A 25,592-nucleotide genomic window follows, 5' to 3' on the forward strand; every position below is an offset into this window, starting at 1 on the left:
GAAATGCAGACATCTGTTGTGACCGGCGGCGCGGGCTTTATCGGCTCCCACCTCTGCGAATACTTATTAGGCAAGGGAGAGCGGGTCATCGCGGTCGATAACCTGGGCAGCGGCAGCGAGAATAACCTAAAGGGCGCTTTGAAGAACGACCGCTTCAAGTTCATCCGGCACGACATGCGCGAGCCCCTGAAGATCGGCGAATCGGTCGATTTCGTATATAACCTTGCCTCCCGGGCCTCGCCCGTCGATTTCGACCAGTATCCGGTCGAGATCATGATGACCAACAGCATCGGGACTTATAACGCCATTGACCTTGCACTGGAGCATAATGCCCGGTTCTTGATGGCCTCGACCTCCGAATCTTACGGGGACCCGGAGGTGAGCCCCCAGCCTGAGACCTACTGGGGCCGCGTGAACCCCGTCGGACCCCGGAGCTGCTATGATGAGAGCAAGCGCTTCTCCGAGGCGCTGACCATGAACTTTATCTGGCACCACGGCCTCGACGGCCGCATCATCAGGATATTCAATACCTACGGCCCCCGGATGCGACTTGACGACGGCAGGGTCGTCCCGAACTTCGTTACCCAGGCGCTCGAAGGTAAGCCGCTGACGGTCTATGGCGATGGCTCACAGACCCGGAGCTTCTGCTACGTGTCCGACCTCGTGCGCGGAATCTATCTCATGATGCAGTCGCCCGTGAAGGGCGAGGTGGTCAACCTGGGGAACCCTAACGAGATGACCGTGCTCGACTTTGCCCGCACCATCATACAAAAGACGGGCAGTTCCTCGCCCATCGACTATAGGCCTCTACCGGTGAACGACCCCCTTCAGCGGAGGCCGGACATCACGAAGGCGAAGCAGCTGCTGGGATGGGAGCCCGAGGTGAGCCTCGACGAGGGCTTGAAGAACACGATCACGTGGTTCTCCCGGAACATGAGCGAGATTAAGGAGAAGTTGAGTTGATACTTGTCACAGGCAGCGGCCTTCTGGGCTCGGACGTCATCCGGGTCCTGGGAAAGGAGCACGGGGTCACGGGCACCTTCAACCGGAACCCGAAGCAGGGCGCCGTACGCCTCGACATCACGGACCGGGGCGACACCATCCGGGCCATCGGGGAGCTGAAGCCCGAATATGTGATCCACACGGCGGCGCTGACCAACGTCGACTACTGCGAGGACCATCCAGACGAGGCGGCGGCCATTAATGATATGGGCACCAGGAACGTCGCCGATGCCTGCCGCATGGCCGGCGCAAGGCTCATCTATGTATCCACGGACTTCGTGTTCGACGGCACGAAGGGCATGTACAGGGAGGACGACCCCGTGAATCCCATATCGGCGTACGCCTACTCGAAGCTCATGGGCGAGTACCGCGTGAAGGAACTACCGGGGTACGCCATCGCCAGGACCAGCGTCGTCTACGGGAACGCCCGGCAGAACTTCGTGACCTGGGTGCGGGACTCGCTGGTAAAAAAACAATCTATCAAGGTGGTCACCGACCAGTATAATTCGCCGACGCTGTCCTACGACTGTGCCGAGGCCATCGCCGCTCTAATAAAAAATAACGCGCAGGGCATCTACCATACGGCAGGGGGCGAGAGGATCAGCCGCTTCGATTTCGCCATGAAAATTGCCAGATTCTATGGCCTGGACGCAAGCCTCATCGAGCCGGTGACGAGCGATACGCTTAAGCAGAAGGCAAAGCGCCCCGCGGACTCATCGCTGGACGTAAGCAAGATCGGCCGCTATCATAAAATGCTCAACATCATGGACGGGTTAAAAAAGATGGAAGAAGTGAGACTATGAAGGGATTGGTTTTATCCGGGGGCAGCGGCACCAGGCTGAGGCCCCTTACACACACGGGCCCTAAGCAGCTCATACCGGTGGCTAACAAGCCGGTGCTGCAGTATGTCATCGAGGACCTGCGCGATGCGGGCGTCACGGACATCGGGGTCATCCTTGGAAATAACGGCAAGGAGCAGGTCATCGCAGAGCTTAAGGACGGCCAGCAGTACGGCGTGCGCATCACTTACATCGAGCAGGGAGCCCCGCTGGGCATCGCCCACGCGGTCCAGTGCGCGAAAGAGTTCATGGGTGACGACGATTTTATTGTGTATCTGGGCGACAACATGCTCAAGAACGGTGTCAAGGGCCTCGTGGACGACTTTAGGGAAGGCGGCTACGACGCGGCCATATCGCTGCAGTCCGTGCCCAATCCCCGCCAGTTCGGCGTGGCCGAGCTGGACAAGAAGGGGCGTGTCATCGGCCTGGAGGAAAAGCCCAAAGTGCCCAAGAGTAATTACGCCCTCGTAGGCGTCTACCTGTTCACCCCCGTCATCTTCGATATGATAAAACAGATTAAGCCCTCATGGCGTAACGAGCTGGAGATAACCGATGCCATCCAGAAGCTTCTGGACAATAAATACAAGGTCCGGTCCCACATCGTCACGGGCTGGTGGAAGGACACCGGCAAGCCCGAAGATATTTTGGACGTCAACCGCCTCGTGCTGGACGAGCTGAAGCCCCTCGTCGAGGGGAATGTGGAGGAGGGCGCGAGCCTTGTCGGGCGGGTCTCGGTCGGCAGGAACTCGGTGATCTGCTCGGGCTGCATGATACGGGGCCCGGTCGTGATCGGCAAGGACTGTACCATCGAGGCGGGCACGTATATCGGCCCCTATACCGCGGTCGGCGATGGGTGCAAGGTAAAAGGGGCATATATCGAGTCGTCGGTCCTCATGGCCGGCTGCAGCGTGTCCTGCGAGAATCGCATCGTGGACAGCCTCATCGGGAAGAACGCCATCATCGCCTCCGCCAACAGCGACCTGCCCCGGGGTACGCGGCTTATCGTCGGCGAGAACTCGTTCCTTAAAATATAAATCGGCTAGCTAGTCCAGGTTTCTGGATTGGCTCCTCATCTTTTTTCTATTTCGTTCATCAAATTTTATGGCTTTATTCGCATGAATTTTATTTATCGAACCTGCTAAGTACGCTGATTTGTTCGGTTGGTAACACGAAAACACGAAAATTTTTATATCCCACGTAAAGCTCGAAGACTCTAAGGTCCATGCTTTGGGTTTAAAACACGAAACAACCTCCCGAAGGCACAAACAGCTCTAAAGGATTGAAACACGAGAGAAAGCATGTGTTACCGATAAAATTAACGTTCATTCATGCCGTATCTCGCGTTTTTAATCTTAGCGTTTTAGAGCCTTCGGGAGGTTGTTTCGTGTTTTTAACACCAGGCATGAGCTTTGTGATTTCGAGCTTTACGTGGGATATAAAATAATTCGTGTTTTAGTGTTACCAACCGGAGGGCTATGCGTGCGTCGCTAACCCGTTAAAAAAATCAGATTATTTATTGAGCAGTGGTTTCCACCACCACTCGTTCTGCACATACCAGTCGATGGTCTTCTTCATCGCGTCCTCGAAGGTATGCGCCGGCTTCCACCCAAGCGCCCTGGTCTTGTCGCTGTTGAGCGAGTAGCGCAGGTCGTGGCCGGGTCGGTCCTTGACGAACGTGATAAGCGACTCCGGCTTCTTCAGCTGCCTTAAAATAAGCTTAACGACCTCGAAGTTGGGCTTTTCGTTGCCGCCGCCGATATTGTAGACCTCTCCCAGCTTTCCCTTACGGAAAACGGTGTCTATTCCGGCACAGTTGTCCTCGACGTAGATCCAGTCCCGCACGTTCATGCCGGTCCCGTAGACCGGCAGAGGCTCGTTCTTCATGGCCTTCAGGATCATGAGCGGGATCAGCTTTTCCGGGAACTGATAGGGGCCGAAGTTGTTGCTGCTCCGGGTGATGAGCACGGGAAGCTTATACGTGTTATAATAGGACCGGGCGAGCAGGTCGCCGGCGGCCTTGGCGGCCGAGTACGGGTTAGACGGGTTGATGTTCGACGTCTCATAGAAAGAGCCGTCCTGTATGCTACCGTAGACCTCGTCCGTCGATATCTGCAGAAGCCGCCTTATGTCGTACTTCCTGGCAGCCTCTAATATGGTATAAACGCCCTTCACGTTCGACTCTAAAAAATCCGAGGCGCTGTCGATGCTCCGGTCAACGTGGGTCTCCGCGGCGAAGTTGATGATCTCGTCTACGCCATACTTCTCGATGGTCTTTCCTACCGTATCGGCGTCGCAGATGTCGCCCCTGACGAACCTGATCTGGTCCCGGACGTTCTTGAGGTTGTCCAGGTTGCCCGCGTAGGTCAGCTTGTCGTACACCAGGACGTCGAGCCCCGGGTATTTCTTAAGAACGTAATGGACGAAGTTGGCGCCGATAAAGCCGGCGGCGCCGGTAACCATAAGAGTCATTTTTTCACCCGTGCTTCAGGCCGGGGGCCAGGCCCCAGTCGTAGGGTATTTCCTTCGTGTCCGGCGGCAGCCGGTACTCGTCGGGGTCCTTATAATCGTACATCTCCGTGGGCACGTTCACGATGAGCGCCTCTTCCGTGCCGATACACTTGAACCCATGGTACACGAACTGCGGGATCTGGATCTGCATGGGGTTCCGCTCGCCGATGAAGAACTCGTTGATAATGCCCTTAGTGGGCGAGTCATCCCGGCTATCGTATAGCACGACCTTCATCATCCCATGGACGCAGACGAAGTTGTCCTTCTGCTTCTTGTGATAATGCCAGCCCTTCACGACGCCCGGGTACGCCGACGTCACGTAGGCCTGCCCGAACTTCTCGAAAGTCTCCCAGTCCGGGCGCATAATCTCCATTAAAAAGCCGCGTTCATCCACGTTCATGCGTAACTGGCGCACGGTGACGCCGTCGATCAGTCGCTGAGGCATAAGTATCCATAATCTTAAGCGTGCCATTTAATATAAAACTTATCGGATATCAGCTCCTTGAATGGCGAACGAAAAAGGTTAAGTGGAATCATTCCTTCTTAATATCGATTATATGGCTGCTGTGGAATTATCGGTGATCTTACCGGCATATAAAGAGGAGAACAGGCTCCGGGACACCGTAGGTTCTGTACGCGAATATCTGCGCCGCGAGTTTCCGTCCTACGAGATGATCATCGTCGAGGACGCATCGCCCGATAACACATACCAGGTCGCCAGAGACCTCGCTGCCGGGGATCCGGGCATCATGCTAATACACAACGATAAGCGGCTCGGCCGGGGCTCATCGCTGAATGAGGCGATCATGGCCAGTCATGGCCAGTACGTGATATACATGGACGTCGACCTGGCCACCGATATTCACTACATACGGAAGCTCGTGGAATCCCTCCGGTCCGGCGCCGTGCTGGCCACCGGGTCCCGGCTCATCAAGGGCGCCGACATGGAGCGCCCCGTGGTCCGGGACATCGCGAGCAAGGCTTATAACCTTTTCGTGCGGCTGCTATTCTCGTCGAAGGTCTATGACCACCAGTGCGGCTTCAAGGGGTTCAATAAGGCGGAGATCATGCCGGCGCTTAACCTGGTGAGGGATAACCACTGGTTCTGGGACACGGAGCTGCTTGTCATCTGCCAGAACATGGGCTTCCGGGTGGACGAATTCCCGGTGGCCTGGAAGCATAACGGCGGCGACAATAAGAACGCCTCGAAGGTACGCGTGCTGAAGGATTCCGCCTACATGGGCCGGCGGCTGCTCGGCCTCAAGGTCCGGCAGATGTCCGGCGAGCTGACGGTCAAAAGTGTGGACACTTCGGCCGGGACAATGGGGCACCACTGAGCGCCATGAGCGATAATCCCTCGCAGTCCGGCTCTATAATCGGGCGATTCCGCGACCTGCTGGCATCAGTACCGTATGAGACCAAGTACATACTTCTTCTGTTCATCGGGACGAGGCTCGTCCTGACGGGACTGGGCCTCCTGGCCCGGAGATTCTTCCCCCAGAACGTCCAGCCCCCGATGTCATCGTTCTCATTCCTTAACGTCTGGGGCGTTTGGGACTCGTACCACTACGTGCACATCGCCGATAGTGGGTATACGTCGAACGCATTCTACGCCTTCTTTCCCCTGTATCCGCTGTTAATGAAGGCGCTCGCCTACGTCATTGGTAACGCATTTATCTCGGGCCTGATCATTTCCAACGTCTGCCTGCTCTTCGCCAGCTTCTACCTCTACCGTCTCGTACTGCTTGAAAAGGAAAGCGACACTGCGCTCGAGTCTATAAAATATTTATACCTCTATCCCACGGCATTCGTGCTGTCGGGCGTCTTTACCGAATCCCTTTACCTGGCCCTCATCATTGCGGGTTTCTATTACGCCAAAAAGCAGCGCTGGTGGATCGTCGGCATGCTGGGCCTTTTACTGTCGGCAACACGGACCATCGGTGTTTTCTTCCTGCTTCCCATGGTATACGAGTATGCGAAGAGCAAAGAGTTCAAGCTCCAAAAAATAGGGCTCGATGCGATACCTCTGTTGCTCATACCCGTCGGCCTGTTCTGCTACATGGCCTACAATTACCTGATGATCGGTGACCCCCTCGGGTTCGGCCACGTGCTCACGGCGGAGTGGGGAAGGCAGCAGTTAAACCCGATATTATCCGTAGTCTACGGCTTATTACAGGCTAAGGTCAACGCCCTCATAGCCCTGGCCTGTATCGCGTTCCTGACCGTATTTTATAGAAAGATCGGCTTCTCTTACTGGCTGGTGGGCGTATATTCCATCATCCTCCCCCTCTTTTCAGGTATCGGGAGCATGCACCGCTACAGCCTCGTGGCTTTTCCAATGTATATCATACTGGCCGAGCTGAGCAAGAATAAATACGTCGAGCAGTTCGCACCGATATTGTTAGCCCTCGCACAGGGAGCATTACTCGTATTGTGGACGTGCCAGATCGCCGTCGAATGAGCGGACTCATTCCAGCTCATGGTAGACGGCATCTATCGCCCTGGAGACGACCCCGACGTTGTACTTTTTAACGGCCCGCGCCCTCGCCATGCCGCCCAGAAGGCGCCGGGTCTCTCCCTCCGAGGCTAGCCGCCTGACAGCCTCATATACCGATAGCGGGTCGTTGGGTTGTATGAGGATGCCGGCATCCCCCACGACCTCCGGTATAGAACCGCTCATCGTCGAGATGACCGGCAGCCCGGCAGCCATGGCCTCCAGCAGCACCATGCCGAATTGCTCCTGCCAGAAGTGCACGGGTATGCTGGGCAGGATGAACGCGTCGGCGGAATTATACAATCGAGGGATCTCGTCATATGAGAAATTACCAGCAAGCTTCACGCGGCTCTCGATCCCCAGGCTCCGGGCCAGCCGAACGATATTTTCTTTTTCAGGCCCCGTGCCCGCCATGATCGCTTTTACGTTCGCCATATCGGGGTCCATGGATATCAGCTTCATGGCGTACAGCAGGTCATAAACCCCTTTTTCCGGGGTGAGCCGGCCCACGAAGAGCAGGGCAAAGTCCTTCTCGTTTAATCCGAGCCGGTCCCGTATTCCCGGGCCAGCAGGCCGGAACCGGGAGGTATCGATGCCCAGGGGCACGGTCCTGACCTTTTCCTCCGGCACGCCCTCGATCATTAATGCCTTTTTTGCACGGTCGGTTACCGCCATAAAAATATCCGTGTTTTCCTTAATATAATGGAAAACTCGCCCGTTGCCGGTCAATCCCCTGAAAGACCTCAGCGATTGGAACGGGATGTTCTCCCATACTGTCAGCACCATTTTTTTACTAGTGCCCCTGCGGACGCGGGCACACTGGTACGAGAAGCCGTTATAAGTTTCGGCCGCGTGGAGTATATTCTTATCCGCCAGTTCCTTTTCCAGCCCAAACATCTTATAATTCCAGCCACGTGAGAGCATAGCCACATAGGCGAAAGAATTCATAGGCCAGGGGAGGCCGCCGAAGTACTCTTCGGGCATGTGCAGCCTTTTTACCGGGAATTTTATGCTATCCAGCTCATAGCCATTATTAAAGGAGGCATAGCCCGTGAAGTCGTACTCTGGCATCAGTGGCTCATATGACTGCATCTCGAATGGGTTTAGGTTACCGCCGCGGACGATGGCAACTTTCAACGCCGTCATCTCCTCTCCTGTACGGTCTTTATCCTGGAACCGATAATCTGTCTTATAATATCGATATCTTCTCTGTCGAACGTTTTCAGAATATACAGGGCTAAAAAGTACAGGGCGACCCCAACGGCGACGAGAAGAAGCAGGTTTTCGGCGCGGAAGTAAATCAGGAAGCATCCCATCAGCGCGCTCGCGGCCGCAGCCTTAGCTACGACAGCGACGGAGGCCTTCGAGGGGCCGTAATCGTGTTTGATGCTGACGATGATATATATGGCGAGCTCGATAAACTCCGTGACCGTTATAGCCACAGCCGCTCCCATGTAGCTATATGTGGGGATCAACAGAATACAAAGCGCCACATTCAGCACCAGACAGGTGAAAGATATCATCATAGTCGTCCGCTGTTTATTCGATGAGTTCATCAATGAAATATATACGCTACAGATAAACAGGAAAACTGCAGCCCATATCAATATCTGAAGGACGAATATGGAGTCCGTATACTGGGCATTCGACAATGTATACATGATCTTATCCGCAAGGATTGTTGTGCCCACCCCCATCGGTATTGAGATGATGATAATATATTTTAAAAATTTGTCGAAGGCCTTCTTGAACGAGCCCCGGGACGTTATGAAATACCTCGACATTACAGGGAACAAAGCAGTGGTAAGCACCTGGGGAACGAAGAGGACTGTCATGAACAGGTTAAACGGCGCCTTGAAAATGCCTACGTCCCTCCATGAGTGCGTGTACTGGAGCACGATCGTGGCGAACTGGTAATATATGACGCCGAACACGTAAGTAATGCCAAAGGGAAGTGACTCGGCTATGGAGTCCTTCCAGAAACCTGCGTCGAACTCCAGCCCGGGCATAGTAAATTTCCTGGCGCAGACGGCGATACAATAGACCAGAACGGCCAGGTATGCCAGACAATATAGCAGGGAGTACCCGACGACGTCCAGATTGAAGTACGACATCAGGGCCGCCGCGAGCATGGTCAGAACGCTCGTTATCGCCGTCTGGGCGGATATATACTCCATCCGCTCGTACGCCTGGAATATTCCCACGAACAGGCCGGTCAGAATATTAAAAATTACCGAAAGCGCAACGATGAATACGACATAGCGAGCCTCGACGGGGATGAGCCCGATGTATGCGGCAGTATAGATGCCCGCAAGCACGATCACGGCGAAGACCAGCCGGATCAGTAAAAAATTCGAGAGGTACCTGTGCGCCTGAGACTTGTCACGCGACACCTCGCGGGAGGCAAGCGTTCCAAGCCCGAGGTCCATAAACGAGCAGATGATCGTATTTAGAGAGGTGGCGTAGCCGAACAGCCCGTATCCGGTCGACTGGAGGCCTGTCGTCGTGAGCTTCATGCTTATGATGCCGGTGACTACCAAAATGGCCTGCGCAATGGTGAGATAAATAGCATTCTTCGCAACCGTCATTGCATCGCTCATAATGGCCTCGATATATAGCGTATGACAGTACTATAATTTCATTACATATAATGTCATTGAAAAATCGGAGGGAGCATAATAGGTACACTGGCGCCGCTCAGAAACCTTAAATTTCCCCTCACGCGCAGTTCCCATCAACGTTCGAATAACTGGCTCGACTGTAGATGTCCTCGAGTATCCCCTTTATATCGTACTTATATTCCCATCCCGGGTAGTGCGACCTGAACTTCCTCACGTCGCTGACATACCATATATGGTCCCCGATACGGTTCGTATCCTGGTAAGTATAGTTGAGCTTTTTACCCGTGATACGCTCGCACATCCCGATGGCCTCGACCATGGAACAGTTCGAATGCCGGCTGCCGCCCATGTTGTACACTTCCCCGCTTCTCGGATGTTTATAGAACTCCCAGAATGCATTGACCAGGTCATAGCTGTGAATGTTATCGCGGACCTGCTTGCCCTTATATCCAAGTATGGTGTACGGCTCACCGGTCATGGTACACTTCATCAGGTAGGCCAGGAAGCCGTGGAGCTTCGTAGGGGAGTGCCCCGGCCCGGTCAGGCATCCGCCCCTGAAACATGCAGTCTTCATGCCAAAATACCGTCCGTACTCCTGTACCATTACGTCCGCGGCCACCTTGGAGGCCCCGAAAAGGCTGTGCTTGCTGTGGTCAATACTCATCGACTCGTCGATGCCGTGCTCGGCAAAAGGGTGCGACGGGTCCACCTCCCACCGCGTCTCCTGCTCGATCAAGGGGAGCGTATTGGGCATATCACCATAAACCTTGTTCGTCGAAGTGAATATGAATACGGCATCGGGACAATATCTCCTTGTCGTCTCCAGCATAGTCAGCGTGCCGTTAGCGTTGACGGTAAAATCTGTGAACGGGTCCTTCGCCGCCCAGTCGTGCGACGGCTGGGCCGCCGTATGGATGACGAGCTCTATGTCGTCCGCGTACTTCTTCACTATACGCTCCATGGCGGGCGCATCCCTTATGTCCTCGCTATAATGCTCGTAACCCGGGACCTCCGATTCCAGCCTCTTCTCGCTCCATTCCGTGGAGGCCTCTTCGCCGAAGAACACCTTTCTCATGTTGTTGTCGATGCCTACGGCCTTAAAGCCCTTTGCCGTAAAAAATCTCACGGCTTCCGAACCGATCAGGCCGGCCGAGCCCGTTATTAGCACAGTTTTCATATGCTGACCTTCTAAGTGAGAATGGGCTTCAGGCTCTCAGAGTTCTCCTCTACCCATTCAGCAATATCCCGTATTGTGCGCTCTGAACTTATTTCCGGCTTCCAGCCGGTCTTTCCGGTAACTTTGGCGTTATCCGTTATATAGGTTATGATATCGCCGGGCCGGTTCTCGGGAACGCCGGAGATCGGTATACGCCGGCCCGTATACTTCTCGCAAAGAGCTGTAAGCTCGCAAAGCGACAGCGATCTCTCGGGGCCCCCTCCCACGTTATAGACGGCACCGCTATGGTCATCGATCTGCGCCAGCTGTATGCGGAGAAGGCGGTACAGGTCTCTCACATCGATCATATCCCTGACCTGCTTGCCCTTGCCGCCATACCCGATATACGAGAGAGGCATCCCGTAGTGGTGTCTGGCTACCCAGAGCACAATAACGCCCTGGTCTACTTTGCCCATCTGCCACGGGCCCGTGATCAGGCCGCAGCGGTTGACGACCGCCTTCAGGCCGTAAGTGTTTACGTACTCCCTGATCAGGAGCTCCGAGCACAGCTTCGTAGCGCCGTACAGCGTCCGGGCGCCGTCCAGCGGGAACTCCTCACTGATGCCCCTGGACGATGCGCCCCTTACAGGCTGGTCGTCGAGCAGCTCGAACCGTGTCTCCGTTTCCCTGACATTCAGGCTATTGATGGTCTCAACGGGATATACACGGCTGGTCGAGAGGAACAGGAACGTCGACGCGCGCTTGCGCGCGAACTCCAGGCAGTTTACCGTGCCCATGAGGTTCGTGTTGATGAGGTAGTCGGGAGAAGAGCCTATGCCCGCCATCACCGAAGGCTCTGCCGAGCACTCGACCACGGTATCCACTTTACCGACGGGCTCAAAGTCCTCCTTATTCCGGATATCGCCGTGTATGAACTCCACACCGTTCTTCCTGAGGCGTCCGATATTCAGCTCGGAGCCCCTGCGCTTGAGATTGTCCATCGCCACCACCCGGCCGCCGGTATCGTTCTTGAAGGCGATAGCCAGGTTGGAGCCCACAAATCCCGCGCCTCCCGTGACAAGTATGTCCATGTTAACGCTCCGATACTGCTTTTAATACTCTCCACATACAGTATAGTCCCTGGCGGATGTCGAATAGCGCGAACCGCACGTCCCTTTCCAGGGCCAGATCCACTGCGGCCATCCTTACGGCTTTTAGCGGCGACGTGCTAAAAATGTAAAGGACGTTCTTCGTTGTAAGGGGCCAGTTGGAATAGTTCCAATTCCAGCACGCCCTCAGCAGAGACCGGGTGTTATCGGTGCGCAGATGCCAGACGACGGCGTCGGGGGTATATATCAGCGTATAGCCTTTTGCCTTTAACTTCTCGCCGATGTCCACGTCCTCATAGTTCGTCCTGTATTTTTCATTGAAGAACCCCGCCTTTTCAATGCATGATTTTCTGTAAACGTTATCCGCCCCAAAAAGAAAATTAGGGTTAAAGGCCTCTTTATCCCCCCAGTTCTGTACCATGTGAGAAGACCGCCACCGGTCAGGCATTGTGTCCCGGTTCTTCTCGAGCAGCTTCCCGCCGACTCCAGCCACGCGCTCGTCGGTGAAACGCCCCATGATCTTTTCCAGCCAGTCCGGCTGAGGGATACAATCGGCATCGAGCCCGGCCACGAACTCGTTCCTGGCGCTCCTGAACCCCGTGTTCCTGCCCGCAGCAAGGCCCTTATTTTTACCGTGATGTACGATCTTCACGGGGTATTTCGATGCGATATCGACTGTCCCGTCCGTACAGCCGTCATCCACAATGATAATTTCGTCAGCCTTGTAGGTCTGGGCGAGAATGGCCTGAATGCATTTTTCGATATACCGCTCGGCATTATAGCAGGGGACGTAAACAGAAACAGGTGGTCTCTCCAGGGGCTGCATAGTCTTAACTAAAGCTAATAAATCCTATAAATATTATTCCATAAGACATAATGGTTATATATCATTATTATCAACCATTGTCGCATGAAGGTCTTCTTAGGGAATGCCCCCTGGAAAAAGGGAAACAGGCTAGGTATTCGAGCCGGGTCGCGATGGCCGTTCACGGTCGAGTCCACCGGTAAGGTCCCGGGCTATCTGCCTTTCCCATTCTTCCTGGCCTACGCGGCGGCCGTGCTCGAGAAAAACGGCATCGAGGTAAGCCTCGTGGACGGTATCGCGGAGGGCATCGATACGGCCGCTTTCATCAACCGGATAAAGCAGTTCGGCGCCGACCTCGTGCTGCTCGAAACGTCCACGCCATCGCTATCCGTGGACCTGAGCACGGCCCGGGAGATCAAAGAAGCCTGTGGCTGTCTCGTCGCCCTGAGCGGACCCCATGTCAGCGCCTTGTTCGCCGACGTGATGAAGAACGACTTTATCGATTTCATCCTCTACGGCGAGTACGAGTATACGCTGCTGGACCTGGCGGAGCACCTGTCGAAGAATAAAAGTCTCGATGACGTAAAAGGCCTGGTGTACCGTAAGGGCGCCGAGGTCAAAGTGAACGAGCGCCGGCCGCTCATCGAGAACCTGGACGAGCTGCCGTGGCCCGCCCGGCATTTCCTGCCGATGTATAACTATAACGACGAGTTCGCGGGCATGAAAAAGCCCAACACGCAGATCTGGGCCAGCCGGGGCTGCCCGTACGGGTGCATCTTTTGCCTCTGGCCGAAGGTGATGTACGGCTCCCGGAAGTACCGGGTCCGCGACCCGAAAAAGGTCGTTGACGAGATGGAATGGCTCATCGGCGAGTACAAGTTTAATTCCATCTATTTCGACGATGACACTTTCAACATCGGGAAGGACCGCATCATCACGCTCGCCCATGAGATTAAAGCCCGGGGAATCAACGTCCCGTGGTCAATTATGGCGAGCTCGACGCCGATGGATCGTGACATGCTGGTGGCTATGAAGGACGCCGGCCTGGTCTCGCTAAAATACGGCGTCGAATCGGGCGACCAGGCGATCATCGATGGCATTCACAAGGGGCTGAACCTCGAGAAGCTCAAGGCCATGGTGAAAGAGACCAAGGCGCTGGGCATAAACGTCCATCTCACTTTCACATTCGGCCTGCCCGGGGAGACGTGGGACTCCGTACGGAAGACGATAGACTTCGCGCTGACCCAGGACCCCGACTCGCTGCAGTTCTCCATCTGCACGCCGTTCCCCGGGACGGAATACTTTGACCTGGCCGACGGCAAGGGCTTCATCTCGACGAAGGACTGGGACATGTACGACGGCGGGTGCAACGCCATCATCCGGACGGAGCACATGACCAGCGCGGAACTGACCGAGGCGTATAAACTGGCGAACGAGACCTGGGAAAGGCATGTTCTCGGCCGGAGGCTCCGGAGGGACCCCCTGGGGTCGGCTTTCCGGGGCATGGCGCACCCGGTAAGATCGGCACGGCAACTGGCCGGCCTCCTGATAAAATAAGGTTTGCCTGGAAACGGACATGGAACCAGCTGTCTTTATCATCCTGCTCAACTGGAATGGCAAGGAAGATACGCTTGCCTGTCTCGGGTCTTTGCAGCGGCTAGACTACCCCTCGTACCGCATCCTCGTTGCCGATAACGGCTCGATGGACGGCTCTGTGGAGGCCATCCGGTCAGCATTCCCTGGCGTTCGGGTCGTCGAGAATGGCGCCAACCTGGGCTTCGCCGGCGGTAACAACATAGCCATCCGGCAAGCCTTGCAGGATGGGGCCGACTATGTCCTTTTGTTGAACAACGACACCGAGGCGGACCCCGGGTTCCTGTCACGACTGGTCGAAGCTGCGGAATCCGACCCGAACATCGGCATCGCCGGCTCTAAGATCTACTATTATAGCGAGCCAAAGCGCCTCTGGTATGCCGGGGGCAGTGTCAACCTCTGGAAAGGCGACACGCATCATATCGGCGAGAACCAGCTCGACGGCGGCCAGTATGACGAGGCGAAGGATACGGATTACGTCTCGGGATGCGCCATGCTCATTAAACGCCAGGTTATCGAAGACATCGGCCTGCTGGACGAGAGGATGTTCCTGTATTACGAGGACAGCGACTACTGCATGCGGGCTCGCCAGCAGGGGTACCGCGTCGTTTATATCCCCTCGTCGATCGTGTGGCATAAGGTGTCGGGCACGACGGGAAAGATCAAAGACCTACAGCTCTTTTATGGCACGCGCAATATGCTCCTCTTTGAAAAACGGAATGCAGGGCTGCCAAAGCTGCTCGTGTTCCTGCCGTATTATTTCGGTAAGTTCATCGCATACAATGCCGTGGTCGCCCTCGTTCAGGGCCAGACTGCCAGGGCAAGAGTCATCCTGAAAGCGGCCTACGAGGGGCTCGTCCGGTAAAAGTCCTCGACCATCCGCACGTAGCGCTCCATGACCGCGGACGTATCGAAGGACGGGGCCCGGGCCTTTGCGCTTGCGGCGAGCCGCCCGTATAGTGCCTTATCGTCCATGAGCGTCCTGATCTTTTTTGCCATCCCTTCTATATCGCCGGACGGGTATGTCAGCCCCGCGTCTCCGGCCGTCTCCGGCATGGCCGCCAGCTCGGGCACGATGCACGGCTTACCGGCCGCCATAGCCTCTATGACCGGGACACAGAAACCCTCGTGCCTGCTGGCCGTAGTCCAGGCATCGCAGGCCGCGTAGTAGTCCGGCAGCTCGCCGTCGGGCACCATCCCGGCGAGGAAAATCCGGCCGTCGAGGCTTAATTGTCCGGCGAGCTTCTCGAGGTTTTCGCGCTCTGGCCCCCCGCCTACGATGGCGAGCGCCGCGCTCGGCACTTTCGAGACTGCCATGACGAGCTCGTCGGCGTGCTTGAAATTCACCAGGCGGCCGACGTAAAGCAATAAAAAACGGTCGCCGATGCCGTACTTATCCCTGACGCGCCGGCCGTTACCATTGGCCATCCGCCTCAGGTCCACGCCCAGGGGCATGACGGCGATCTTCGACTGGCTGACGCCCCAGCGCGTAACCTCGTTTTTCATAGAGCGGCTGAACACCTGGACGAGCCCGGAGCGCCTCATGGACCGGATATAGGCCCACTGGCGGACTCCCTCTAAAAACCGGTCTTTTGCCGTATCCATATAAGGCGCAGGCGTCAGGCCATGGAACGTCCACATTATCTTCAGGTTAGGGTTATATCGCACAGCCAGGTGATAGGCGGGCATCGAGCCCAGGTCGGGGTTGACTACTAATAGGACATCATACTTCGAGAGCTCGTGGGCCAGCCTGCGAGTGGCCAGTAGCGCCTGGAGGTTCGTATCGATGCCGTGGCCGTTGCGGTTCCCGAGAAGGCGCACTTCCACGCCGTCCACCGGGGGTCGCTCGTAGGAGAATGTATACACGGAAACTTTCCCGAGCTTTCGCAAAGCCGCCGCCGAGGCCATGGTGAAGTTGCCGATGGCGTCCTTCTCGAGCATCCTGGTCGTGACGATCGCCGTATCCATCCTCTATTCCCCGTACACTTTCGCTACTCGGCTTGCGACCTCGTCCCAATCGAGAACGTTCTTCGGCATCCCGTTGAACTGCGCTTCCTGGACGTACTCGGCGAGCCTCTCGCCGGCGATGGGCACGTCTACTCCTTTACAGGAATCCCCAACGAACTCGGAAAGAGCGGAGCCCCTCGCGACAATGCAGGGCACGCCAGCCGTGAGCGCCTCGGCGACCGTTATCCCGTACGCCTCGGCCGTGGACAGCATGACGAACACGTCCGCCGTGGCGTACCACCTCAGTAGATCAGCCCGCGACTGGTCCGCCATGAAGCCCACCTTGTCCTTTACGCCGTAACTGACGGCCTCATTCACCAAGGCTTCTTTGTACGGCCCTTTGCCTATGACGAGCAGCCTATAAAAAGGAAGGAACGGCATGGCCCGGATGGCGTACTGGACGCCCTTATACTCCTCCAGCCGGCCCACGTATAATATTACTTTGAGGCCCTTGGGGAAGGGCTCCAGGCCCTTGAACTCGGCCTTGTTGACGCCGTTAGGGATGACGACTGCTTTGCCGTCGCATTTAAAGTCCCGGCAGACGAGGCTTTTCTCAAATTCGGAGACGCAGATGACGCGGTCCGCCATCTCGAAGATGCGCTTTCCGAAATAGGCGTAGGGCTTTAATAACAGGTTCCTGAGGGGCGTGTGGCCCCTGCCATGATAATGGGGGGTGAAAACGAACTTCGGGGCCTTCGACGCTGCGGCGGACAGTGCAGGGAATGCATGGTAGCCGTGCGCGTGCACAACGTCGAACTCCGCCTTTTTCATGTATGAGTGAAGCCCGGGCGACAGGTAATAGGCGTCGCCAGGGGCGAATGCCGGAAACCGTACGGCATTAACGCCGTCGATCGCCTCGCTCTTCGGCAGCCGGCCCGAGGGGTCGGTCGAAAGTACCGTGACCTCATGGCCCATGCGCAATAGCCGTTTGCTTAATTCCTCCACGTGCGTCTCGACGCCGCCGATGTAAGGCCTGTATCGCGGGCATACCTGTGCAATTCTCATCCGAAGCCTCGACTACTGGCTAACCATTATACGGCGCCCATAAATATATTTTCTTGAGGCTTGCGCTACCCTGCTGTAATATAGTTATTTATATCGGCAGGATGGATAGACGCCTTTATATCGCCTATGACGAAAATATGTATAGTAGGGCCATCGAAAAAATTCCTCAGCGGCATCAGCTATTATACGATCCGGCTGGCCAACTCCCTGGCCGAGGACTATAGCGTGTCGGTCGTCTGCTTCCGGAATTTGTTGCCGAAGTTCATGTTCCCGGGGAGCAGGCACGTGGGAAAGGACCTCGCGAGCCTGGATTATAGCGATAATGTATCTGTTTTTAATGGCATGGACTACAACAATCCGCTCACCTGGTACCGGGCGTATAAGTTCTTGAAAAAGGAGCGCCCGGACATCGTCATCCTTCAGTGGTGGACCTCGTCCGTGGCGCACATGCACCTGCTCATCAGCCTGATCAGCTCTGCTATCGGGGCAAAGGTCATCATCGAGTTCCACGAGGTGGTGGACCCCCTGGAGGAGTCCATCCTGCCCATCCGGATCTACTCGCGCTTCATGGGCCGGCTTCTGGTGAGGCGGGCTGCCCTCTACGTGACCCACTCGGAGTCGGACAAAAAGCTCGTCGTCTCTAAGTACCACATACCAGAAGAAAAAGTCCAGGTAATACCCCATGGCCTCTACGACCAGTACCGGCACGTGCCACAGGCCGAGGCACGGAAAAAGCTGGGGCTGGACGGCGAGTACGTTATTTTGACTTTCGGGCTCATCCGGCCTTACAAGGGGATCCCAAACCTAATCAAGGCTTTTGGAGATCTGCCCGCGGAAATGGCGAGCCGGTCACGGCTGCTCATTGCGGGCGAGATCTGGGAGGACCGGGAGGCCGTCACGCAGGCCATAGCCTCGAGCCCGTACCGGGACCGCATCACGCTGGTGGACTCGTACATCCCCGACGACGCCATACCCCTGTACTTCAACTCGGCCGACGTCGTCGCGCTGCCCTATTTAAGGGCCTCGCAGAGCGGCGTGGCGCACATCGCCATGGCCTTCGGCAAGCCCATCGTCGTTTCCAGGGTAGGAGGCCTCGAGGAGTCTATGGCCGATTATGCGGGCACGCGCTTCGTGCCCCCCGGTGACACGGCAGCGATCAGTGACGCCCTGATGCGGCTGTATGCCGAAAAGCCGGGGCCCTATGAGCCCCCCAAGCGTGGTTGGGACTCCGTCGGGGAAAAATACGGGGCCGTTATCTCAATGCTCAGGTAGCTCCGGCATGCATACGGTTGGATAATAGCACGATAAAATTTAAATGCAGAAGCCGGCCTATTATCTGTCCGTGGGGGCGTGAAAAGGCGAGCACGTGTACGCTAACCTGCTTGTACGAAAGGTATATGTAAAATGGTGCTCATTCACCCCTTAATCTATCCATGAAGGTGAGCGGATGGCGAAACCATCGAAAGGGAAGAAGGCATTAAAATCATCGCAGAAGGCCGTCAAGGAGGAAAAGGCGGTCGCTCCTGAGCCGGTCGTCGTGCAGGCGGTACAGGCGGAGAAGCCGAAAAAAGATACGCCCGTCGCCGAACAGGCCAGTGCAGTGCCGGCGGACCGGTCGTCTATTGTCGATAAGGCGGTCCACTTCGTAAAGTCGAATTTAACTATATACACTATTGCCATCGTGCTCCTTATGGGCCTAATGCTCTACCTCCGGGTGGTACCTCCACATGATGCCGTTTTCACCAACTGGCCCTGGCTGAACGGCTCGACGTACGTCAACATTGCCGCAGACGACGGCGTCTACCACATGAGGCTGCTGAACAACCTGCTCCAGCATTTCCCGTTCAGGATCCTGTACGACCCGTTCACCCACTTCCCGTACGGTAACACCATCCACTTCGGGCCGCTCTTCGAGCTCATACCCGCGGCCTTCCTTCTCATCGCAGGCCTTGGCAATCCCGGCCAGCTGCTGACCGACTCGGTCGCCGCCTACTACCCCGCGGTGCTGGGCATGCTGGTCATCATACCGGTCTACTACATCGCCAAGAAGCTATTCGGCAGGCCGGCGGGCCTCGTGGCGGCCGTCGCCATTGCTTTCATGCCGGGCGCGTTCTTCTACAGGTCCATACTCGGCTCGTTCGACCATCACGTCGCCGAAGTGCTCTTCATGGCCTGCACCGTCGCGTGCATGGTCTATGCGCTGGATGCGGCGAAAAAGTCCAACGTCAGCCTTGAGCAGATAAAGAACAAGGACTGGGGCTCACTCAAGATGCTTCTAATTTATGGCGCCCTGGCCGGCATCTTTTTGGGGTGCTATCTGCTCAGCTGGGTCGGCGCTCTACTGCTGGCGTTCACGCTGTTCGTATATTTCACGCTGCAGGCGTTCATCGACGACTATAAGGGCAGATCGCTGGATTACCTGGTGGTCCTGGCGGCCCTGGTCTTCCTCATACCGACGCTCATGGTGCTGCCGTATGCGTTTTCCAACCTGTCCTTCTCGGCGGTATACTATTCCCTTACGCAGCCGCTGCTGTTCATATTCGCCTTCCTGGGCGTGTGCGTAGAATACTCTGTCGCACGCGTGCTGAAGGAGAGCAAGGCAGAGAAGTGGACGTTCCCCGTCGCCATCGTAGGCATAACAGTCATCGCCCTGATACTGGTAGACCTCATCATACCCAATCTCTTCGGCATCCTGCAGTACAGCCTTACCCAGCTGGTCCCGAGCGGGGGGACGCTCACGATCGCGGAAGCCTACCCGACGTTCCTCAGCCGGACCACCGGAGGGTACAGCTTCGACACGGTCTGGCAGAACTACTACTGGACGTTCCCGGCGGCGATCCTGGGGCTGATCCTGCTGATCATAAACGTGTTCCGCTCACAGCGCCCCGGCGAGATCATGTTCCTGGTCTGGAATCTGGTCATGACCTGGGCCCTGGTGGCGCAGAATCGGTTCACCTATTACTGGGGAGTCAACGCCGCGTTGTTGACTGCATACCTGGCGTATCAGACGTTCCAGATGTTGGACCTGGATAAATACTGGGCGGACTTTAAAAAGAAGGTCAACGGCATGGAGAACTTCCAGCGCTTCCTGAAAAAGAACACGGGAAGCACCATCGCAGTCGTGTTCGTCGTGCTGGTCTTCGCCTTGATCGCCGTCTACCCCGCGCTGCCCATGAGCGACGCGACCGGCGCGAACTCCGAGGGGGTTCTCTTCCAGACGGCTTCTTCCGGCGCCTCCACGCTGCCTTATGAATGGTACGATGCCCTCATGTGGATGCGGAGCCATACGCCCGACCCCCAGGGTAATACCATAAGCCCCACATTCAACTACGCTAGCGGGCAGTACTATAAGGACCCTGCGAATAAGACCTACGATTACCCATCGAGCGCCTATGGCGTCATGAGCTGGTGGGACTATGGCCACGACATCGAGTACGTGGCCCAGCGGATACCGAACGCCAACCCGTTCCAGGCCGGCATCATCGAGGAGAACGGCACCACGGGCGCCTCCCCGTTCTTCTGCTCCACGGACGAGAACCAGAGCGTGAAGATGCTCGACGAGGTGGGCGGCAGGTACGTGGCCATCGATAACCAGATGGCCTCCGGCAAGTTCTACGCCATCCAGACCTGGATCGGCGATACCGGCGGCTGGGAGTCCCTGGTCAACAGCACCTACCTGTACTCGGACGGCTCTAGCATGTACCAAACACAGGACACGGTGCCAATCCTGCAGGACACGGCAAAGTGGGATAACTCGATCATGAACCGCCTGTACTACGAGGACGCGGACAACATGAGCCACTACCGCCTCGTGTACGAGTCGGCCGGCGCCTACTACGTGAACATGAAGGTCATCAACCGTAACACGGGCTACGCCGGCTTCAACAATCCGCTCTCGTTCAACAACCTGGATAACGCCACGCAAATATACAACCTGTACGGGCACTTCGTCGTGGCCACCGACTCAAGAGGCACCTTATACGGCTATGATGCCAGGCCGCCGGCGAAATTCGTGAAGATCTTCGAGAAGGTCGACGGCGCGACGCTTACGGGCAGCGCGCCGGAGGGCTCGAACGTCACCGCCACGCTCACGCTGAAGACGGACCAGGGCCGGACGTTCAACTACACGGCAAGTACAGTAGCCCAGAATGGCTACTACTCGTTCGTCGTGCCCTACCCGACCGAGCTGATGAAGGGCGACGGCTACTCTTACGGTATAATGCCGCAGACAAAGTACGTCATTACCTACGGCAACACCACGAAGAGCGTGGACGTGCCCGAGAGCGCCGTCATGAGCGGCTCGACCGTGCAAATAACGTAAGCGTGTATGAAAGACAAAGTGTGCATCCTGATCCCCACGCTAAACGAGGGCAAGACCATACGGGACCTCGTGGCCCGGTTCAAGAAGCTGGGCTATGAGGACGTAATGGTGATCGACGGCAATAGCTCGGACAATACGGTGTCTGAGGCGACGGCCGCCGGGGCCCGGGTCGTCTCCCAGGACGGCAAGGGGAAGGGCATGGCAGTGCAGCAGGCCTTCGCCCTCATCGACAAGGACGTCACGGTGATGATCGACGGGGACGGGACGTACCTGCCTGAAGAGGTGGGTAAGCTTATCGCCCCCATCGAGGCCGGAAAGGCCGACCACGTCATGGGGAACCGGTTCGCGGACTACGAGAAGGGCGCTTTTACGCGGCTCAACCTCATCGGCAACAAGATTTTGAATAACGCGTTTAACCTGGACTTCCGGGTCAGGCTCGAGGACATCCTCACGGGCTACAGGGCCTTCAATAAAAAGGCCATCAGGCTGATGGACCTAAACCAGTCGGGCTTCGGCATCGAGGCCGAGCTCACGGTCGAGAGCATTAAAAAGGACCTGCGGGTGGTCGAGGTTCCAATCTCTTACCGGGCCCGGGCGCCGGGCGCGCCCACGAAGCTCAATCCCCTCGAGGACGGATTCAAGATCGGCTATACCATCTACAAGCTCGGCAAGACCTACAACCCCATGCTGTACCTGAGCCTGATAGGCGCGGTCTTCGTCATCGCGGGCCTGGCTGTCGGCTGCTATGTGACCCTGGACTGGTTCAAGGGCATCAACCACCTGCCCCTGACCATCCTGACGGCGCTTCTGACCATCACGGGCGTCCAGATCTTCATTTTCGGGTATTTGAGCGATATGATCGTGCAGGTGCAGCGCGAGATGCTGCGGGAACTACGGAAGCGCTAAACTCGCCATCGCTTATAAAAAGGGTAAAAACATTATTATATTTAGCTGACCATTTTTACAGTGCAAGTGACCATTATGCCAGAGTTCGCAAATCCATTCGCGGGCATGAACGCCCCAAGGAAATTGACCCGGGACGAGCTAGTACGGGCCATACGATTCGACATCGCGGCCGAGTACGAGGCCATCCAGCTCTACCGCCAGCTCGCCGACTCGATCGATGATAAGGTCGCAAAGGCGGTTCTAGAAGACATCGCCGAGGAGGAGGCCGTCCACGCGGGCGAGTTCCTGAGGCTCCTGAAGTACCTGCAGCCGGACGAGGAAAAGTCCTACGAGAAGGGGTACAAGGAAGTCGAGGACATGATGAAGAAGCTTAAGAAAAAATAAGCCTTTAATTGCCCTATTTTTTGGCATGATGAAAAACTATATAGTAGTATAAATGCTTATCCGCAAAAGACCAGCTCCATGAGAGCCGGCGGGGATCAACGTGTATAAAGGGAATAAAACGGCCACGATATTTCTCCTGATAACCATTTTCTCGGTATCTTGCATCAGCGCTGCGTCCGCAGCCCATGCGGATAACAACACGACCGTTACTCCGACGACCATGGCCACCATCACGCCGATGCCGAACGCCACAGCGTCGCCGACGGCGGTGCCCACGCCGGGCCCACGGCAGGTCTTCTCCTCGCCCGTATGGGACACCAACCACGTCACTATCACCGTTACCAACAATGGAGAGCCGATCGCAGTCGTCGCCTGGATCAACGACCCTTCGAATAAGGCAACCGTATCCGTTGGCGCCCATCAAACAGTCCCGGTGTCGACACCCGCTATCCAGGCCCAGAACGGCCAGATCGTGAAGTTCGGCTTCGACGCCACGCAGAATGGCACGGCCATCGATTCCTATAGCGCCACCATCACCGTCAACCTCGGCCCGACCCCGACGGCCCTGCCCGCCGAGACCGTGACCATATCCGGCTATGTCACGGACGCGAATAATAATCCCGTCGCCGGGGCCACGGTGACATTCCACTCCGTGACCTACGAAAAGGCATACCCGTCGGTCACGACGGGCAACGACGGCTTCTATACCTCCCCCAGGATGTACCCCGACGTTTATACGATCTCGGTCAGCGCGGGGGGATACCAGCCAGTCTCGCTGACGACCAACGGCAAGATCACGGAGGACTCGACCGTCGCCCCCATCCCGCTGAAGGCGCTGGCCGGCACGCCGACCCCGACGCCTACGCCGTCTCCTACGCCGACGAACCCCATAGACTCCTGGATATCGCTCCTGTATAACCCGGCCCTTTGCGTCGGTACCATCTCCTCTTTGATAGCGGTCGTGGCCGGCTCCATCGGCATATACGAGTGGATGGAGCGCAAGCGCAAGGAGCGCGAAGGCATGGCCGGCGGGAAGAAGGACGAGGGCCCGAAGCCCCCGAAGATCTAAAAGGCTCGCAGCACGCCCATTATTGCCGATTTAAATTCAACTGCCATTATTTAGTTCGGATGTGCCAACGGATCTGGAAAGAGATTTTCAAAGCGTTTGATCTAGCGCCTCCATGGCAAAACACCCCTTATTATCCTTATCAGAAAGGTTCAAATATATCCAGCGAGATTACGATGTAGGAATCTCTATGGAAAACAGAAGGGATCTTTTTATTCACCAGTGTCAGGTTCCTTGACACTACGTTGAGAGACGGCGAGCAGACGCCAGGCGTCAGCCTGGAGCCGGAGAAAAAGGTCTGGATCGCCAGAAATCTGGACGCCCTTGGCGTCGACGTCATTGAGGCCGGATCGGCCGTGACTTCCCAGGGCGAGCGCGACGGTATCAAGGCCGTTGTCCGCGAAAACCTGAAAGCGGAAATCTGCAGTTTTGCGCGCATCGTTAAAAGCGACATAGACTACGCCCTCGACTGCGACGTCGACTCCGTCCACCTGGTCGTGCCGATCTCCGACCTGCACATCACGCAGAAATTGAAAAAGGACCGCGAAACGGTCAAGCGCACTGCGGTGGACATGGTCGAGTACGCCAAAAAGCACGGGCTGATCGTCGAGCTATCGGGCGAGGACGCCTCAAGGGCCGACCTGGATTACGTCGGCGACGTCTATAAGGCGGGCGTAGAGGCGGGAGCCGACAGGCTCTGCTTCTGCGATACCGTCGGGGTCCTCAACCCCGAGGGCACGTACGACATCTTCCGGAGGCTCGTGCAGGAAGTGGGCGCTCCCATAAGCATCCACTGCCACGACGACTTCGGCCTGGCAACTGCGAACACTCTCGCTGCGCTCCGGGCGGGCGCAAGCCAGGCCCACGTCACGATTAACGGCGTAGGGGAGCGGGCCGGGAATACGTCGCTCGAAGAGGTCGCCATCGTGCTGAAGTCGCTGTACGGCGTCGACACCCGCATCGTCCTCGAGAACCTGTACCCCACGTCTCGCCTCGTCAGCCGGCTCATGGGCATCCCGGTGGCCCCGAACAAGTCGCTGGTAGGCGACAACGCCTTCATGCACGAGTCCGGGATACACGTCCACGGGCTCATGGCGAACGCCGCCACGTACGAGCCCATCATGCCCGAAACAATAGGCAGAAAGCGCCAGATCATGCTCGGAAAACACGCCGGGCGCTCGACCGTGGAGATGGCGCTCCAGGGCTTCGGGCTGAGCGCGACCGGGCCCCAGCTCGACGAAATAACGGGCCGGGTCAAGGCCCTCGGCGACATGGGCAAGCACGTCACGGACGTCGACCTGATGTCCATCGCGGACAGCGTGCTGGGCAACCACGCCGTCGCCAGGATAAAGCTCATCGACTGCACCATTTTATCGGGAAACCACGCGACCCCGACATCCTCGGTCAAACTTACCATCGACGGGCATGAGATCACCGAATCGGCCGTGGGCGTGGGCCCCGTGGACGCAGCGCTGAACGCGCTGCGCCGGTCCATTTCCGGCGTCGCAGACGTGAAGCTGGACGACTACCGCGTCGAGGCCATCACCGGCGGCACGGACGCTTTAGTAGAGGTATGGGTCAAGATGTCCCGGGACGGCAGAGTCATCAGCGCCCGAGGCGCTGGCCCCGATATCATCATGGCCTCCGTCCAGGCGTTCGTCGACGGGATGAACCGCCTCATCGAAGAGAAGAACGGCATCGTCAGGAAAGCGGAAAAGCCGTGAGGGCACGAGGTCTAATATGAAAAATAATGATAAACTATTAATATTCCCGCTT

22 protein-coding genes are annotated in these 25,592 nt (G+C 56.7%); 13 read left to right on the forward strand and 9 right to left on the reverse strand.

Annotation, left to right across the window (positions count from 1 at the left end; translation table 11 throughout):
- Nucleotides 1–3 precede the first annotated feature (3 nt).
- Genes VMC84_RS10505 through VMC84_RS10515 form a run of 3 tightly spaced genes read left to right on the forward strand, consistent with a single transcriptional unit; the run spans nt 4 to nt 2,875 of the window.
- Nucleotides 4–963 carry a UDP-glucuronic acid decarboxylase family protein gene (locus VMC84_RS10505; protein WP_325380384.1) on the forward strand — a complete coding sequence of 320 codons (960 nt, stop codon included), beginning with the start codon at nt 4–6 and terminating at the stop codon, nt 961–963.
- The gene (rfbD, locus tag VMC84_RS10510; RefSeq protein ID WP_325380386.1) at nt 960–1,805 is read left to right on the forward strand and encodes a dTDP-4-dehydrorhamnose reductase; all 846 of its coding nucleotides are present in this window, start codon (nt 960–962) and stop codon (nt 1,803–1,805) included. The genes VMC84_RS10505 and rfbD overlap by 4 nt, the downstream gene beginning before the upstream one ends.
- Nucleotides 1,802–2,875 (forward strand): glucose-1-phosphate thymidylyltransferase, encoded by a 1,074-nt coding sequence (locus tag VMC84_RS10515; RefSeq protein WP_325380388.1) that lies wholly within the window; start codon nt 1,802–1,804, stop codon nt 2,873–2,875. Before rfbD ends, VMC84_RS10515 begins: the two co-directional genes overlap by 4 nt.
- A 475-nt stretch (nt 2,876–3,350) precedes the next feature.
- Here the strand turns inward: VMC84_RS10515 and rfbB are convergent, their stop codons facing one another.
- Nucleotides 3,351–4,310: a dTDP-glucose 4,6-dehydratase gene (rfbB, locus tag VMC84_RS10520; protein ID WP_325380390.1), complete on the reverse strand. Its 960-nt coding sequence runs from the start codon at nt 4,308–4,310 to the stop codon at nt 3,351–3,353.
- A gap of 4 nt (nt 4,311–4,314) precedes the next feature.
- Nucleotides 4,315–4,794, reverse strand: coding sequence for a dTDP-4-dehydrorhamnose 3,5-epimerase family protein (locus VMC84_RS10525; RefSeq protein ID WP_325380392.1), 480 nt, complete (start codon nt 4,792–4,794; stop codon nt 4,315–4,317).
- A 133-nt stretch (nt 4,795–4,927) separates the two neighbouring features.
- Here VMC84_RS10525 and VMC84_RS10530 point away from each other — a divergent pair, with 133 nt between their 5' ends.
- Nucleotides 4,928–5,686: a dolichyl-phosphate beta-glucosyltransferase gene (locus VMC84_RS10530; RefSeq protein WP_325380394.1), complete on the forward strand. Its 759-nt coding sequence runs from the start codon at nt 4,928–4,930 to the stop codon at nt 5,684–5,686.
- Nucleotides 5,687–5,691: 5 nt separating this feature from the next.
- Nucleotides 5,692–6,810 carry a mannosyltransferase family protein gene (locus tag VMC84_RS10535; RefSeq protein ID WP_325380396.1) on the forward strand — a complete coding sequence of 373 codons (1,119 nt, stop codon included), beginning with the start codon at nt 5,692–5,694 and terminating at the stop codon, nt 6,808–6,810.
- A gap of 6 nt (nt 6,811–6,816) precedes the next feature.
- Here the strand turns inward: VMC84_RS10535 and VMC84_RS10540 are convergent, their stop codons facing one another.
- The 5 genes from VMC84_RS10540 to VMC84_RS10560 form a co-directional block, all read right to left on the reverse strand.
- Nucleotides 6,817–7,989 (reverse strand): glycosyltransferase, encoded by a 1,173-nt coding sequence (locus VMC84_RS10540; RefSeq protein WP_325380397.1) that lies wholly within the window; start codon nt 7,987–7,989, stop codon nt 6,817–6,819.
- On the reverse strand, nt 7,986–9,443 hold the full coding sequence (locus tag VMC84_RS10545; RefSeq protein ID WP_325380399.1) for a flippase: 1,458 nt from the start codon (nt 9,441–9,443) through the stop codon (nt 7,986–7,988). Before VMC84_RS10545 ends, VMC84_RS10540 begins: the two co-directional genes overlap by 4 nt.
- Nucleotides 9,444–9,561: 118 nt before the next feature.
- Nucleotides 9,562–10,641 (reverse strand): NAD-dependent epimerase/dehydratase family protein, encoded by a 1,080-nt coding sequence (locus VMC84_RS10550; protein WP_325380401.1) that lies wholly within the window; start codon nt 10,639–10,641, stop codon nt 9,562–9,564.
- Nucleotides 10,642–10,652: 11 nt separating this feature from the next.
- The gene (locus tag VMC84_RS10555) at nt 10,653–11,711 is read right to left on the reverse strand and encodes an NAD-dependent epimerase/dehydratase family protein (protein ID WP_325380403.1); all 1,059 of its coding nucleotides are present in this window, start codon (nt 11,709–11,711) and stop codon (nt 10,653–10,655) included.
- A gap of 1 nt (nt 11,712) precedes the next feature.
- The gene (locus tag VMC84_RS10560) at nt 11,713–12,555 is read right to left on the reverse strand and encodes a glycosyltransferase (protein ID WP_325380405.1); all 843 of its coding nucleotides are present in this window, start codon (nt 12,553–12,555) and stop codon (nt 11,713–11,715) included.
- Nucleotides 12,556–12,639: 84 nt separating this feature from the next.
- On the opposite strand from VMC84_RS10560, the gene VMC84_RS10565 reads away from it, so the two are divergent.
- On the forward strand, nt 12,640–14,091 hold the full coding sequence (locus tag VMC84_RS10565; protein WP_325380407.1) for a B12-binding domain-containing radical SAM protein: 1,452 nt from the start codon (nt 12,640–12,642) through the stop codon (nt 14,089–14,091).
- A 19-nt stretch (nt 14,092–14,110) separates the two neighbouring features.
- Nucleotides 14,111–14,992, forward strand: a complete 882-nt coding sequence (locus tag VMC84_RS10570; protein ID WP_325380409.1) for a glycosyltransferase family 2 protein — start codon at nt 14,111–14,113, stop codon at nt 14,990–14,992.
- On the opposite strand, the gene VMC84_RS10575 is transcribed toward VMC84_RS10570, so the two are convergent.
- Together VMC84_RS10575 and VMC84_RS10580 are read right to left on the reverse strand one after the other, a co-directional pair.
- Nucleotides 14,971–16,095, reverse strand: coding sequence for a glycosyltransferase family 1 protein (locus VMC84_RS10575; protein WP_325380411.1), 1,125 nt, complete (start codon nt 16,093–16,095; stop codon nt 14,971–14,973). The two genes, VMC84_RS10570 and VMC84_RS10575, sit on opposite strands and share 22 nt — an antisense overlap.
- Nucleotides 16,096–16,098: 3 nt before the next feature.
- Entirely contained in the window at nt 16,099–17,139 is a 1,041-nt protein-coding gene (locus VMC84_RS10580) for a glycosyltransferase family 4 protein (protein WP_325380413.1), read from the reverse strand.
- 126 nt (nt 17,140–17,265) lie between these two features.
- Between VMC84_RS10580 and VMC84_RS10585 the strand changes: the two genes are divergently transcribed.
- The 6 genes from VMC84_RS10585 to VMC84_RS10610 all read left to right on the forward strand — a co-directional run bounded on the left by VMC84_RS10585 (nt 17,266) and on the right by VMC84_RS10610 (nt 25,540).
- The gene (locus tag VMC84_RS10585) at nt 17,266–18,411 is read left to right on the forward strand and encodes a glycosyltransferase (RefSeq protein WP_325380415.1); all 1,146 of its coding nucleotides are present in this window, start codon (nt 17,266–17,268) and stop codon (nt 18,409–18,411) included.
- A gap of 175 nt (nt 18,412–18,586) precedes the next feature.
- A complete protein-coding gene (locus VMC84_RS10590) occupies nt 18,587–21,460 on the forward strand; it encodes an oligosaccharyl transferase, archaeosortase A system-associated (protein WP_325380417.1) in 2,874 nt (957 codons plus the stop codon).
- Nucleotides 21,461–21,466: 6 nt separating this feature from the next.
- Entirely contained in the window at nt 21,467–22,366 is a 900-nt protein-coding gene (aglJ, locus tag VMC84_RS10595; protein WP_325380419.1) for an S-layer glycoprotein N-glycosyltransferase AglJ, read from the forward strand.
- 75 nt (nt 22,367–22,441) lie between these two features.
- Entirely contained in the window at nt 22,442–22,750 is a 309-nt protein-coding gene (locus VMC84_RS10600; protein WP_325380421.1) for a ferritin family protein, read from the forward strand.
- 100 nt (nt 22,751–22,850) lie between these two features.
- Complete coding sequence (locus VMC84_RS10605) at nt 22,851–23,819, forward strand: carboxypeptidase-like regulatory domain-containing protein (protein ID WP_325380423.1); 969 nt, start codon at nt 22,851–22,853, stop codon at nt 23,817–23,819.
- Nucleotides 23,820–24,022: 203 nt separating this feature from the next.
- Nucleotides 24,023–25,540, forward strand: coding sequence for a (R)-citramalate synthase (locus tag VMC84_RS10610; RefSeq protein WP_325380463.1), 1,518 nt, complete (start codon nt 24,023–24,025; stop codon nt 25,538–25,540).
- Nucleotides 25,541–25,592 lie beyond the last annotated feature (52 nt).

It is taken from the genome of Methanocella sp., from assembly GCF_035506375.1.
Lineage (GTDB): Archaea > Halobacteriota > Methanocellia > Methanocellales > Methanocellaceae > Methanocella.

Excerpts from the sequence above, each read along its gene's own strand:
- VMC84_RS10555 (WP_325380403.1), bottom strand. The coding sequence starts at position 11,711 with ATGGACATACTTGTCACGGGAGGCGCGGGATTTGTGGGCTCCAACCTG.
- VMC84_RS10570 (WP_325380409.1), top strand. The coding sequence starts at position 14,111 with ATGGAACCAGCTGTCTTTATCATCCTGCTCAACTGGAATGGCAAGGAA.
- VMC84_RS10550 (WP_325380401.1), bottom strand. The coding sequence starts at position 10,641 with ATGAAAACTGTGCTAATAACGGGCTCGGCCGGCCTGATCGGTTCGGAA.
- VMC84_RS10540 (WP_325380397.1), bottom strand. The coding sequence starts at position 7,989 with ATGACGGCGTTGAAAGTTGCCATCGTCCGCGGCGGTAACCTAAACCCA.
- VMC84_RS10585 (WP_325380415.1), top strand. The coding sequence starts at position 17,266 with ATGACGAAAATATGTATAGTAGGGCCATCGAAAAAATTCCTCAGCGGC.
- VMC84_RS10515 (WP_325380388.1), top strand. The coding sequence starts at position 1,802 with ATGAAGGGATTGGTTTTATCCGGGGGCAGCGGCACCAGGCTGAGGCCC.
- VMC84_RS10505 (WP_325380384.1), top strand. The coding sequence starts at position 4 with ATGCAGACATCTGTTGTGACCGGCGGCGCGGGCTTTATCGGCTCCCAC.
- VMC84_RS10535 (WP_325380396.1), top strand. The coding sequence starts at position 5,692 with ATGAGCGATAATCCCTCGCAGTCCGGCTCTATAATCGGGCGATTCCGC.
- VMC84_RS10525 (WP_325380392.1), bottom strand. The coding sequence starts at position 4,794 with ATGCCTCAGCGACTGATCGACGGCGTCACCGTGCGCCAGTTACGCATG.
- VMC84_RS10575 (WP_325380411.1), bottom strand. The coding sequence starts at position 16,095 with ATGGATACGGCGATCGTCACGACCAGGATGCTCGAGAAGGACGCCATC.
- VMC84_RS10580 (WP_325380413.1), bottom strand. The coding sequence starts at position 17,139 with ATGAGAATTGCACAGGTATGCCCGCGATACAGGCCTTACATCGGCGGC.
- VMC84_RS10545 (WP_325380399.1), bottom strand. The coding sequence starts at position 9,443 with ATGAGCGATGCAATGACGGTTGCGAAGAATGCTATTTATCTCACCATT.
- VMC84_RS10590 (WP_325380417.1), top strand. The coding sequence starts at position 18,587 with ATGGCGAAACCATCGAAAGGGAAGAAGGCATTAAAATCATCGCAGAAG.
- aglJ (WP_325380419.1), top strand. The coding sequence starts at position 21,467 with ATGAAAGACAAAGTGTGCATCCTGATCCCCACGCTAAACGAGGGCAAG.
- rfbB (WP_325380390.1), bottom strand. The coding sequence starts at position 4,310 with ATGACTCTTATGGTTACCGGCGCCGCCGGCTTTATCGGCGCCAACTTC.
- VMC84_RS10565 (WP_325380407.1), top strand. The coding sequence starts at position 12,640 with ATGAAGGTCTTCTTAGGGAATGCCCCCTGGAAAAAGGGAAACAGGCTA.
- VMC84_RS10600 (WP_325380421.1), top strand. The coding sequence starts at position 22,442 with ATGCCAGAGTTCGCAAATCCATTCGCGGGCATGAACGCCCCAAGGAAA.
- VMC84_RS10560 (WP_325380405.1), bottom strand. The coding sequence starts at position 12,555 with ATGCAGCCCCTGGAGAGACCACCTGTTTCTGTTTACGTCCCCTGCTAT.